Genomic DNA, 13,063 nt, shown 5'->3' on the forward strand with positions numbered 1-13,063 from the left:
ACCGGGCCACGCGAGTTGTCCACAAAGCCATCCCCCGGACCGGAAAACTCGCCACCGGCCCGGCGACCGCGGCGATTTCGGCCGCGGTGGCACAATTCACGCTCACGGCGGGGGCTGATCCGCCCCGGGGAAGCTGGGTGCGTCGGTCGGCCGCGGGTCGCCCTCGAAGTCGACGTCAGGGTCTCCCCCTTCGAACATCGCCACGCCGTCGAGCTTGCTGCCCGGCGTCGGCCGGTAGACACCCGGGATCGCCATGTCGGCGGTCACGAGCATCGGCACCTCGGCCGTCGCCACCCCGAGGTTGTCGTCGTTGGGCTCGTCGGTCGCAGCCGAGTACGCCGAGTGCGACACGACCTCGACGCCCTCGCAGTTGAAGGTGCTGTAGCCGACGGCGTTGAAGGCGATCGAGTTGCGCAGGCTGACCGCCTCGACGCCCGCGTCGGGCTCGCACTCCACCGACAGCCCGCCGCCGGTGTACGCGTTGTTGCCGACCAGCGTGACGTAGACCAGCGTGGCCGCGGCGCCGCCGGCCAGCGCGACGCCGCCGCGCGGGTTGTCGGCGTTGGCCTTGTCGCCGTTCTCGGTGATGAAGCTGTTCTCGAGCTTCACCGAGCCGCCCGACGCGAACACGCCCTCGCCGAGGTTCTTGTACAACACGCTCGCGCGCACCCGGACGTCGCAGTCGACCGCCGAGACGCCGCTGACGTGGTGCTGGCGGATCCACGAGCGATCGATCCACAGCTCGCCCGCGTCGCAGGCGACGCCGCTGCCGAGCTCGTTGTCGCGGATCTCGAGGCCGTCGAGGTAGACGCGGGCCTGGCTGCCGAGCCCGAGCGTCGCGTCGGCGCTGCCGGTGATCTCGACGGCGCCGTCGCCCGCGCGGACGATGGCGACCACGCTCATGGCCGGCACCGCGAGCGGCTCGTCGTAGACGGCGGGGCGCACCAGGACGGCCTGGGGCTCGACCGCGATCCGCGTCAGCGCCTCGGAGATCGTGCACAGCGGCTCGGCCTCGCTGCCGCTCCCGGCGTCGTCGCAGTCGCCGGCGCCGTCGACCCACAGCGCGCTGCCGGCCGGGAAGCACGCGCCCGTGGCGATGTCGCAGGCGCCGCTCGTGCACTCGTCGTGCTGCGTGCACGCGTGGCAGGTCTGCGTCTCGGGGTCGCACACCGGGGTCGCGCCGGTGCAGCCGGACGCGTCGCTCTCGGTGCAGGCGACGCACAGGCCGCTGGTCTCGTCGCAGGCCGGCGTGGCCAGATCGATCGCCGCGCAGCTGGCGATCCCGGAGCACGGCACACAGGCGCCCAGCGTGCTGCAGTAGGGCTCTTCGGGCCCGCAGGCCGCGTTGGGCTGGCCGTTCGCCGGCTCGCACTCACCGACCGAAGTGTCGGTCCCGGCGGTGGGTTGGTCGGTGTCCGTGTTCGTCTCGGTGACGCCGGTGCTGGTGTCGTCGAGGGGCACGCAGATCTTCGAGGCGCACACGAGGTTGCCGTCGCAGGTGCCGCCCGGGGTGCACTGACAGCCGACGCTGCCGACCGAGCAGTCCATGTTCCCGGTGGTCGTGTCGGCGCCCTCCGTGGTCGTCGAAGTCGGGTTCGTGCATGCGACGCCGAGGAAGACGCCGAATCCGAGCCACGAGGCCCAATGCGCTGGCGAGAGCCGCATCATTCGCTCGAGTATTCCCGTTCGCCGGCCCGGTCGCAACCTGTCCCCGAAGACATCTCATGAACGCGCGCAGGCGCGCGCCCGCGCGCTGCGATCGAGCGCGAGCCGTCACGCGCGACGAGGACGGCGCAGGAGCGCCGCGCTCGTCACACGCGACGTCGACGACGTCGATCACGGCAAGCGATCGGCGCCGGCCCAGTCGGGCGCGAGGTCGACGTCGGGCCGCGGGTCGCCGTCGTAGTCGACCGCGGGATCGCCGGTGCGCCAGAGCCCCCGATCCGCGAACGGCGCTCCGGCCTTGACGTGGAAGTCACCGCTCGCGGCGTCCTTGAACCACGCCGACAGGGCCGAGACCTCGACCGTCACGTTGCGACCGGCGAGCAGGTTGCTGTCGACGATGCTGTCGCTGGCGGTAGCGCCGTCGCAGGTGACCGAGGTCCCCTGCGACTGGCCGAACAGCACGACGTTGCGCAGGGCGACGGACCCGGGGTCGTCGCAGTGGAGCGAGTCGGCGGTCCCGTCGCTGTTGTTGCCGATGATGGTCGCGTAGACGACGTCGAGCTCGCCGCTGACGACGTGGACGCCGGCGTACTGCGAGAAGTTGCCGCCGTTCGAGGTGACGAAGGTGTTCTCGATCCGGGTCGTCCCCTTCTCGACCTTGATCCCGCCGCCCGGGTTCGCGTAGAGGCGCGAGCGCCGGATCTGCAGGGTGCAGCCGATCGCGTCGATCGCCACCGACTCACGCGACGAGAACTCGACCGAGTCGGTCCACACCTCGGCGTTGAGGCACACCAGGCCGTTGCCGGCCGACATCGAGCTGCCGACGAAGCGCAGGTCCTTGAGGTAGACGCGGGCGTCGTCGTTGACGAGCAGCGCGTCGACGTCGACGTCGATCGCGGGCGCCCCGCCCTCGCCGACGATCGCCACGATGCGGTTGCTGCCGACGTCGATCTTGGTCTTGTACGCCGACGGCCCCGGCCGCACGCGCACGAGCGTCGGCGTGTCGGTGCCGATGGTGGCGATGGCGTCCTGGATCTCGCAGAACGGGTTCTCTTCGCTGCCGTCGCCGCCGCAGGTCGCCTGGCGGTCGACCCACAGTGAGTCCTCGAAGCAGGCGCCGGTGGCGATGTTGCAGGCGCCGCTGGGGCACTGCTCGTGGGCGACGCAGCTGGAGCAGGCGTTGGCATCGAGGTCGCACACCGGCGTGTTGCCGCCGCAGACGGAGGCGTCGGCCTCGGTACACTCGACGCACAGGCCCGAGGCGGCGTCGCACGCCGGCTTGGCGGCGTCGACGTCGGCGCAGCTGGTGAGGCCCGAACAGTCGGCGCACACGCCCTCGGCGAGGCAGTACGGCGCGGTCTCGGGGCACTGCTGCGAGACGCCCGGGCCGTCGTCGCACTGCGGGGTCTCGGTGGTCATCGAGGCGCCCGTGGGATCGGTCGTGCCGGTCTCGGTCTCGCTCGCCGTGGTCGGCGTCGTCGGGCCCGTCGTGAGCGTGACCTCGGAGGTCACGTTGCTGTCCTCGACGCAGTAACCCGACGCACACACGAGCCCGGGGTCGCAGCCGTTGGCCTCGCACACGCAGTTGAGCGAGCCGGGCTGACAGCCTTCGCTGTCGCTCTCGGACGACGTTTCGGTCTGCGGGCCGCCCGGCGTACAGGCCGCCGCGAGAAAGCCGAGGCCGAGGCCGAACCAGAGGCCCCGACAAGACAAGGAGATACGCATGGTCCCGGCAGTATCCCCAAGGGTCTCACGGGCCGCAATCCGAGCCGTTCGCGCGCCCACGCGCAAGCCCGTGCGCACCCGCGCGCGACCGCGCACGCGGGTTCACGGACCCATGACGTCGGCGCCGACGTAGTCGGGCTGCGTGTCCTTGGCCTTCCGCGCCTGGCCGTCGAAGTCGACCTGCGGATCGCCCTTCTCCCACGACGCGAACTCGAGATCCTTCGCCTGGCCGACCGGCGGCTCCGGATTGATCGGGCGCGCACCCGACAACGAGTTGGTCAGGAAGTACCCGAGAACGTCCTCACCGGCCTTCTTGCTGTTTCCGGTCTTGAACTCGTCGCTGTCGAGCAGCGTGGTCTGGATGCTCAGCTTCATGGAGCACTTGATCGACATCGCGTTGCCCATCGGCTTGCGGCCGATGACCGAGTTGCGGATCTGGCCGTCCACGGTCTCGCCGACGCAGTGGATCGAGTCGCCGCGGGCTAACACGTCGTTCGGGTCGATCTCGGCGTTGTTGCCGAGGATCCCGCTGAAGTTGATGTCGAGGGTGGCGTTCTCGGCGAAGATGCCGCCGCCGCCGTCGCTCTGCACGTGCTGGTTGTCGGAGATGTAGCTGTTGATCATGTGGAGCTCGCAGTGCTGCTCGGCGCAGTTGAGCTCCACGCCCTCGGTCCGGCTGTTGTACACGCTCGACCGCCGCAGATACACGTCGCACCCGATCGAGCGGATGCCGGAGCCGCGGGTGTCGCGGATGTAGCTGTCGTCGAGGAACACGCTCGAGTTCTGCAAGCAGCCGACGCCGACGGCGTTGTCGTCCTGGTTGCTGATGCTGTAGATGCTGAAGTTGTTGACGTAGGCGACGACGTTGGCGCCGACGGTGATGACCGGCCCGTTCGACTCCAGCCGCGTGTGCTGCTTCTGGCCCAGGTCCTGCTGCGGGAAGCTGCCCACGTGGACGAACGCGTAGCTGATCGGCTCCTGGACGTCGACCGACGGGATGTGGATGTCGCCGTGGAACGTGGCGGCGTCGGTCTCGAGGAATTTGAAGGTCCAGCCGCTGGTCGGCCCCTCCGACTGCGCGTGGTCGATCGCCAGGTTGGCGTTGCAGTACGGCGCATCTTCGTAGCCGCCCTGGCCCACCTTGTTGGTGCACTTCTTGTCGATCTCGAGGCCGTGGCGGATGTAGAGCACCTTGTCGGTCGGGAAGCACTCGCGCTTCAGGATGTCGCAGGCGGTGTCGGGGCAGTGGCTGTGCTCGAAGCAGCCCTCGCAGGTGTTGTTGGCGGGGTTGCACGCCGGCGTCGCCCCCGTGCAGAGCGACGGGTCGTCGAGCGTGCAGGCGACGCACTGGCCGTCGTCGGGGTTGCAGATCGGCTTGTCCGGATCGACGAGCGAGCAGCCGTCGGGCGGGAGCACGGTGCAGCCGCCGCACACCCCGGCGTCGGAGCAGAACGGCTGCTGGGCGTCGATGTCCATGCACTCGACGTTCGGCTGGCCGTCGGTCGGGTTGCACGGGGTCGCCGGCCCGGTCGTGGAGACGTCGCTGTCCGTCGTGACGGGCTCAGCCGTGGTGCTCTCCGTGGTCTCGTCGGGGCCGCTCTGGCTGGTCGTGGTGTCCTCGGCGGGCACGCACTTCTGCTCGGGGGAGCAGCTGAGGCCATCGTTGCAGGCGCCGCCCTGCGTGCACGCGCACCCGAGGTCACCGATGGGGCACTCGTCGCCGGTGCTGCCCATCGTCTGAGTCTGAGCGCCCGTCGTCGGGTCGGAGTCCGTGTCCGTTCCAGTGGCGGACGGCGTCGGCGGACAGGCGCCGAGGACGACGGTAGAGGCGAGGAACGTCACATAAGACCAGGCACGGGGTGAACGCATGGCAAGTTCGATTATCGCTCACCATCCGGGGCCCGACAACCGGAGACCCGAAGGGCGGCGACCGAACCACGTATCCACGGCACACCCCTGAACGAACAATCAGGCGGCTACGCGGGCTCCGGCCGCCGCTCTGGCCGGAAAACCCTGCGCGCCGCCGCACCCACATCTAGAGCGGCTGCCTGGCTCCGGCGAAGCTGGGCTCGTCGGTGGGGATCGCCGCGTCGCCGGTGAAGTCGGACAGCGGATCGCCTTCGGCCCAGGTCGCCATGTCCTCGAGCGGGTCCACGTCCATGCCGTTCTTCGGCGTGTAGACGTCCTGGATCGGCGCGTTGAACCACTGCCCCATCACGCTGGTGACCGCGGCCGTGTCGCCGACCTCTTCGATGCGCCCGTTCTCGAACGCGAGCCGCGGGTCCATGTCGTTGCAGTTGGTGATCTTGGCGACGCCCACCACCGCCGAGTTGCGGACCACGATGTCCTGACCGTTGCCCACGCAGTTGAAGGTCGACACCGAGTTGACCACCTGGTTGCGGGCGATGGTCGAGTACGTGATGTGGGCCTTGGCGTTCGTCAGGAAGTTGAACGCCGGGTGCTGGGCCGTGAGCGCGCCGCTGTCGACGATGAAGCTGTTCTCGATCCGCAGCTCGCTGTTGGCGAGCTGCATCGCCGCGCCGCAGCGGATGATCCGCGAGCGGTGGACGAACACCTTGCAGGCCGAGGCGTCGATGGCCCGCGCCGCGTTGATGCTGTTGCCGTCCCAGAACGAGTCGTGGGCCCACAGCGAACCGCCGGCGCACTTGACGATCGAGCCCTGACCGAAGCGCAGCTTGATCCCCGACAGGTACAGCCTGGCGTTGGCGTTGACCGAGACCGGCGTGCCGATGATGTCCTGGCCGTTGATCTCGGGCATGGTCGCGGTGTGCTTGATGATCGCCACCACCTTGTCCTGCGGCACGGCCAGGCCGCCGGGCGCGGTGCCGCTGGCCATCAGGCGGATGGTGATCTTGGCCGCACCCTCGAGCGGGACGTCGGTCAGCTTGCAGAACGGGCTGTCGGCGGTCAGGCCGGTCTTGGCCTGGCAGTCGGTCTTGCTGCCCTGGACGAAGAACACCGTGCCCTCGGTGTCGGGGAAGCAGCTGCCCTCGAAGATGTCGCAGGCCCCGGTGCCGCACTGCGCGTGCTCGGTGCACGGGACGCAGGTGTGGCTCTGCTCGTCGCACACGGGCGTGGCGCCGCTGCACTGCTGCGCCTCGTCCGGCGTGCACTCGACGCACTTGCCCGAGGCCTCGTCGCACGCCGGAGTGGCGGGGTCGACGTCGGTGCAGGTCTTGCCCTCCGGCAGCGAGGTGCACCAGCCGCACTGATTTTCGGCGACGCAGTACTGCTCGCCGCACATCGGGTCGTTGAGGTTCGTCGGATCGCACATCGTCTGGATGGTCGTCTCCGGCACCTCGGTGGTGCTGGTGTCGGTCGTCGTCTCGGTCGTCGTCTCGGTCGTCGACGTCGGCCCCATGGTCGTGACGCCGACCGTCGTGCCGTCGGTCATCGTCTCGGTCGTCTCGGTGCTCGTCGGCAACGTGGTGGGGTCGCCGGTCGGACCGACCGTGCCGGGCTCGGTGGTCGGCTCCGTGGTGCCGCCGCTCTCGCGACACTGCGGGTCGATCGAGTCGGCCTCGCTCTCGGGCACGCAGCCGTTGTTTTCGGCGACGCACACGTTGCACACGAAGCCCGCGGGACACGGGTTTTCGGCCCCGTTCTCATGGTAGCCGCAGTGGGCGGTGTTGGTGATGAAGCAGCCGCCCGCGAAGCCGATCAGCGCGCCGCCTCCGAGCAGCAACGTCAGCGTTCGCACCCCGAGTCCACGCAACCCAAGCTCCGACATAAGTACCTCTAACCTCGACCCCGAAGGGTATCAGAAGCGGCCGGACCACTGCAGCCCGACCACGCCCGCGCCGAAGCTGGGTACGAGCGCGGTCTGCGAGGCCCGGGACTTGCGGTGGCCGACGACGAACAACGCCACGCCGGCGAGCGCGGCCGCGCCGCCGATTCCGAGCGTCACGTAACCCGGAAGCGTAGTGCTGCGAAACTCGTAGCCGATGTTCGGATCGAGCTGGCGATCGGGCAGCACCGCGAGGCCGACGCCCACGCCGATGCCGACCACGCCGGCGGCCATGAGGCCGATGCCGGCCTTGCACAGCGGGTGCATCGGCGATGCGTCGGTGCCCGGACCTCCGACTGCCGCGGGACCGCCCGGCGTCGCGGCGGTGTCGCTGGTCGTCGGCGTCGCGGCGGCCTCGGCCTGCTTGTTGTCGGCGTCGACCTTGGCGTTGTACTCGTCGATGTAGACGCGCAGCTGCTGCAACGCGAGGCGAGCGTCGGTGCCGACCTTCTCGACCAGCTCCTTCTCGATGCAGTCGACACACTCGCCGCGCAAGCTGCCGCCCGAGATGGCCTGGTCGCTGCCGTGGCGCACGTCGATCGTGTAGCTCCACCCGATCGCGTCGCCTCCGAGCTCGCTGACCTTGATGGCGACCTTCGGCAGGCCGGCGTCCTTGCCCTCGGTGATGTTGAACGCCTTCATGGCGTCGACCACCCGGGCCTGGATCCGCGGGGTCATCAGCTGGCCTTCCTCGCCGGCGGCCGCGGTGTCGATGGCGACCAAGGCCGACGCGGCCAGCCGTTCGCGCTTGGCCGGCGGCGGCTTGGGCATTCCACGCGAGGCCGGCGGCAACAGGACGCGTTCGGCTTGCGCCGGCTGCGACGGCGCGCTACGGCAGACCCCAGGCGCAGGCGAGAGGACGAGCGAGAGGGCGACCAGGATCGAGGCGTACATGAGCGCGGGGGGACCCAAAGGGCCAGGAGCGGCGGGCTAAGGTGACACCACCTGCCCCACTCTGACAAGGGTGGCGCCAATTATGGCCCCACACCTCCCCGCGCGTCCACTTCTCAGAGGCTTCGGGCGGCGCGCGTTCGCGCCTTGATCCCGGCGCGATCACGCAGGCCCGAACCTGCGCGCTACCCGGCCTCGCGGCGCTCGCAGAACTTGACCCACCTGACCACGTCGGCGTCGGTCTGTCCGCGACCCGCGCGGGCGCACTCTTTCCACTTTTCGAGCTCTTTGTACGCGTAGGTCCTGAGCTTGGCCGACTCGGCCTTGCTCTTCCAACAACCCGGCTCCGCGTTCAAAAAGCGCAGCATCTCGGCCGGCTTGCCGCCGGCGCGCGCCGACTTGACCTTGTCCACGGTCTGCTTGCAGAACTCGCTGTTGGGGTCGCGGGCCGGCTTCGGGTCGTTGTTCTTCTTGCCGGGCTCCTTGTCGCCCTTCTCGTCCTTGGTTTCGCCGTCGGTGTCGCCGGCCTTGGGGTCGGTCTGCTTGGTCTCGGGCGGGTTCAGGAGCTTGGGGTCGACGACCACCGCGCCCCACTGCGGGTTGCTCTTCTTGGTCGGCGGGTCGTTCGTCGGCAGCGGCTTGTTCACCGGCTCGCCCGTCGTCTTGACCGCGACCTCGCCGCCCTCGTCGCCGGCGCTCTCTTCGTTGCTCGGCCCCCAGCGCAGCGCGATCCACAGCAGCGACGCGGCGAACACCACGATCGCGGCCATGCTGAGCTGGCGCTGGCGCTCGTAGGTCATGCCGCTCGGCGGCGGCGGCGTCGGCATCGGCACCGTGGCCGCGACCTTGTCTGGCTCTTTGGCCATGGCCACAGGGCCAGGTACGGACAGCAGCTTCTCGCGGCGCACCGGCGCGACCACCAGCGAGGCGCCGGGGTCGTCGGCGTCGAGGTCGTGCTCGTCGGGCGGCAGGAGGCGGATGACCTCCTCGAGGCGGGTCAGGAACTCGCGCGCCGACTGCGGGCGCATGCCCGGATCGATCTCGAGGCAGTCGTCGACCAGCTTGATCAGCTGCCGCGGCAGGTCGGGCCGCCGGTCGCCCAGCGACGGCGCTCGCTCGGTGGCCTTGCGCGCCATGATCTCGACCATGTTGTTCGACACGAACGGCGGCTCGCCGACGAGGCACTCGAACAGCATCACGCCGAGCGCGTAGATGTCGAAGAACTCGGTCGCGTCCTTGCCCTTGGCCTGCTCGGGCGCCATGTACTCGGGCGTGCCGAGGGCGTGGCCGGGGATGGTGAGCCGCGCCTCGCCCTCGACCCGCTCGGCGCCGGCGGAGATGCCGAAGTCGAGGACCTTGACGTACTCGCCCTCGCCCTCCGGCATGGGCACGAACATCACGTTGTCGGGCTTGAGGTCGCGGTGGATGATGCCGACGTCGTGGGCCGCCCGGATCGCGCGAGAGATGTCGCGGATGATGCGGACGGCGCGGCCGACCGGCAGCGAGCCGAGCTCTTGAATCTCGTCGTAGAGATTGCGCCCGGTGAGGTACTCCATCACCAGGTAGAGGCGGCCGTCGGGCAGCTGGCCGGCGTCGAACACCTCGATGATGTTGTGGTGACCGGCGGCGCTGGCGGCTCGCGCCTCGGCCCGGAACCGCTTGGCGACCAGCTCGTTGCGGCTCCACTGGTGCGTGAGGACCTTGATGGCGACGCGGCGGCCGACGGTCGTGTGCTCGCCGAGGTACACCGTGCCCATGCCGCCGCGGCCGATGCGGCTGACCACGCAGTAGCGGTCGGCGATGATCGTGCCGGGCTGGATGTACTCGATGTCGTTGACCGGGTCGTCGTCCTTGTTCTTCTCGCGCGGACGCCGGTTGGCGGCCGCAGCGGCGACGGCGGCGGGCGGCGGCTGGGCGCGATCGGGCGGCAGCGGGATGATCTTCTTGCCGCCCATGCTGACATCGGCGCCCTCGTCGAAGTTGTCGAGCGCCAGCTCGAACTCCTCTTCGTCGACGAGGGTGTCCTTGTTGTCGTCGCGGCTGCTCACGCCCTGCGTGGTGCCGGCCAGCTCCATCAGCAGGTACTCGCGGTTCTCGGCCTCACGGGCGGCGGCGTCGCCGAACAGCATGCCCATGAAGTCTGCCGCGGCCTCTTGCCCGGTAAAGCCGGGGTAGTTGCGCTGCAGCCAACCGCCCAGCGCCTCCATGAACTCGTGCGCCGACAGGTAGCGGTCCTCGCGGTCGCGGGCGAGGGCCTTCATGACCACCGCGTCGAGCTCGGGGTCGACGCGGCTCGAGTACGTCGAGGGCGGCGGCGCTGTGAAGTGCGACACGTCTTCGGTGTCGACGCCGTCCCCTCCGCGCAGCGGCCGCCCCGTCAACAGCTCCCACAGCACCGCGCCGCAGGCGTAGACGTCCGCGCGGCCGTCGAGGGTCTCGTGACGCGCCTGCTCGGGCGACATGTACCCGACCTTGCCGAACACCACCCCGGGCACGGTGAGGCTGCCCTTCAGCGTCGACGTCGCCAGGCCGAAGTCGGCCAAGAGCACGCTCCCGGTCCAGTCGATCAGGATGTTCGACGGCGAGACGTCGCGATGGACGAGCCCGAGGCCGGGGAACGTGTGCGCGTAGTGCAAACCACGCAGGATTTCGCGGATGATGTGGACCGCGATCGGGACAGGAAACGCCTTCCCGACCGCTGCGCAGCGGTCCCAGATGTCCGCGAGATCGCGCCCCTCGACCAGGCTCATGACGATGAAGAGCTGCTGCTCGAACTCGCCGGCCTCGCGGACCTCGACGATGTTCGGGTGGTGCAGCCGCAGCACCAGCTTGGCCTCGTCGAGGAAGCGCGTGCGGTAGTCGTGGTCGGGCAGACCGGGTCGCAAGAGCTTGACGGCGACGAGACGGGCCGACGCCCCGAGGCCGAGCGACGCGAGATAAACGGTCGCCATCCCGCCCTCGCCCAGCGCAGCAAGCAGGGTCACGTTGCCCAGCTGGCGGGGGGGGTTCAGTCGCTCAATCTCGCCCATGACCATGTGTGTGCCAAACGCTACCACGACTCGGCACTTTCCGAGTATCCTTTGCCGCATCCATGCCAGCCCCGTCCGGCCCGTCCCAGCCCGGGATTCTGTACTACGACCCGAATACGACCACGGCCAAGCTGGCGACGGCGGGCCTGCGGCTGGCCGGCTACCAGGTGTTCAACGCGCACACGCAGCAGGACGCGGTCGAACTGTGCAAGCGGCACGGTCCGGCCGGAGATCGGGCGATCATGGCCCTCCTGCTCGACGCCGCCGCCGACCCCGCCGCCTCCGCCGGCGTGCTGCGGGCGCTGGTCCAGATCCCCGGCGGTGCGCAGCTCCCGGGGATCCTGCTCGTCAGCCGCTCCAACCCCAACCCGATCCCCGGCGCCGAGGACTTGCCGGCCCTCCGCCGGCCGTTCAGCACCCCGGCGCTGATCAAGATCGTCGAGGAGGCGCTCGAGGGCCACGTCCCGGCGTCCAAGGCGCCGGCCCAGACCCCGCTCGACCCGGCCGTGACCCGGCTCAAGCACCTGCTGGGCGACCACTTTCCTGGCCAGGAGTTCAGTGACGCGGACGTCGATCACTTCGTCAAGGCGCTGCGCAGCGACGAAGAATTCGCGGTCCAGGCCGACAAGCCGGCGATCCGCGGCTCGCTCGGCGGGGTCCGCCTCGAGGCCGTGCTCGAGATGCTCGGCAACTCCGGCGTGCGCGGGGTGCTGAAGGTCGAGCAGGGCTCGTCGTGGGGCAAGCTGCACCTCGACGCCGGCCGGATCCGCCTGGCCGAGGTCAAGGGCACCGAGGAAGACCTCAAGCTCGGCCGCTTCGTCGTCGAGGGCGGTTTCATGCGCGACGAGCAGCTCGAGGCGTTCATCGTCGGCAAGGACCCGGAGCAGCGGCCGCTCGGCTCGCGCCTGGTCGAGGGCGGCTTCCTCAGCCCCGCCGAGCTGGCGCAGATCCTCGTCGACCAGGCCCGCGCGCTGATCTCCCACCTGCTGGCGTGGAAGCAAGGCACCTTCACGTTCACGCCGACCGTCGAGCTCGACCCGATGGCGACCGCCGCGGCGGCCCAGGGCCGCGCCGAGCTGACCATCGCCGACGCCCTGCTCGACGGCCTGCGCCTGCTCGACGAGCAGGCGCTCATGGGCCCGCACATCCCCGACGTCGACGACGTGTACCTGCGCATCGACGAGCAGGTGGCCAAGCTGAGCCGCGAGGCGCTGCCGCGCGACGAGCTCGCGGTGCTGGAGCTGGTGAACGGCCGCAACAGCGTCAAAGAGATCGCGCGCAAGACTCGCACGGGCACCTTCGCCGTCGCCCGCGTGCTGTACCGCCACGCCAAGGCCAACCTCGTGCGCAAGCGGGTCATGCCGGTGACGGTGTGAGGCCAGCATGAGCGAGCCGCGCCACGTCGTCGTCGCCGACCCCGACCCGCGCGAGCGGGCGCGCGTGCAGGAGCTGCTGCGCGTCCCCGCCGAGGAGCTGAAGCTGTCGCTCGAGGTCCACGCGGCCAGCGACGGTCAGGTGGCCCTGGCGCTGATCGAGCAGCGCAAGCCGGCGCTGGTGCTGAGCGAGGTGCTGCTCGAGGGCCTGAGCGGCCTGTCGATCCTCCGCCGCCTGCGGGCCACCTTGCCTCCAGGCCAGGTGCCGCCGTTCGTGTTCGTCACCACCATGGCCCGCGAGAGCGACCGCTACTGGGGCCTGCGCAACGGCGCCCACGGCTACGTGATGAAGCCGTACGAAGACGACCTGCTGCAGGCGCGCATCCGCGACGTCCTGCGCGAAGTCCAGCCCGAGAAGTTCGGCATCCTGTGATCCGCGTCGGCCGCGTCGGCCCGAGGCGCCGCGCTCCGCAGCTCGCGCAGGCGAAGCTGCGAGACCCGTCTGGAGCGAAGCGACATGTCCGAAGTGACATGCGCTCGCGGACCCGAGCCATGGAGCGAAGGGACGTGTC

General features: G+C 69.9%; 8 protein-coding genes. 2 read left to right on the forward strand and 6 right to left on the reverse strand.

Going from position 1 to position 13,063, the window contains the following annotated elements:
* Window positions 1-102 precede the first annotated feature (102 nt).
* From OV090_RS29295 to OV090_RS29320, 6 genes are all read right to left on the reverse strand, one after another.
* Window positions 103-1,665, reverse strand: coding sequence for a hypothetical protein (locus tag OV090_RS29295; protein WP_267707928.1), 1,563 nt, complete (start codon window positions 1,663-1,665; stop codon window positions 103-105).
* 171 nt (window positions 1,666-1,836) lie between these two features.
* Window positions 1,837-3,390, reverse strand: coding sequence for a hypothetical protein (locus OV090_RS29300; protein WP_267707929.1), 1,554 nt, complete (start codon window positions 3,388-3,390; stop codon window positions 1,837-1,839).
* Between the two features lie 102 nt (window positions 3,391-3,492).
* A complete protein-coding gene (locus OV090_RS29305) occupies window positions 3,493-5,259 on the reverse strand; it encodes a right-handed parallel beta-helix repeat-containing protein (protein WP_267707930.1) in 1,767 nt (588 codons plus the stop codon).
* Between the two features lie 166 nt (window positions 5,260-5,425).
* Entirely contained in the window at window positions 5,426-7,111 is a 1,686-nt protein-coding gene (locus OV090_RS29310; protein ID WP_267707931.1) for a hypothetical protein, read from the reverse strand.
* A 60-nt stretch (window positions 7,112-7,171) separates the two neighbouring features.
* Window positions 7,172-8,092: a hypothetical protein gene (locus tag OV090_RS29315; RefSeq protein WP_267707932.1), complete on the reverse strand. Its 921-nt coding sequence runs from the start codon at window positions 8,090-8,092 to the stop codon at window positions 7,172-7,174.
* A 182-nt stretch (window positions 8,093-8,274) separates the two neighbouring features.
* Complete coding sequence (locus OV090_RS29320; RefSeq protein ID WP_267707933.1) at window positions 8,275-11,073, reverse strand: serine/threonine-protein kinase; 2,799 nt, start codon at window positions 11,071-11,073, stop codon at window positions 8,275-8,277.
* A gap of 107 nt (window positions 11,074-11,180) precedes the next feature.
* On the opposite strand from OV090_RS29320, the gene OV090_RS29325 reads away from it, so the two are divergent.
* Both OV090_RS29325 and OV090_RS29330 read left to right on the forward strand, forming a co-directional pair.
* Window positions 11,181-12,494 carry a DUF4388 domain-containing protein gene (locus tag OV090_RS29325; protein ID WP_267707934.1) on the forward strand — a complete coding sequence of 438 codons (1,314 nt, stop codon included), beginning with the start codon at window positions 11,181-11,183 and terminating at the stop codon, window positions 12,492-12,494.
* Between the two features lie 7 nt (window positions 12,495-12,501).
* A complete protein-coding gene (locus tag OV090_RS29330) occupies window positions 12,502-12,924 on the forward strand; it encodes a response regulator (RefSeq protein ID WP_267707935.1) in 423 nt (140 codons plus the stop codon).
* Window positions 12,925-13,063 lie beyond the last annotated feature (139 nt).

The organism is Nannocystis sp. RBIL2 (assembly GCF_026626745.1).
Taxonomy (GTDB): Bacteria; Myxococcota_A; Polyangia; order Nannocystales; family Nannocystaceae; genus Nannocystis.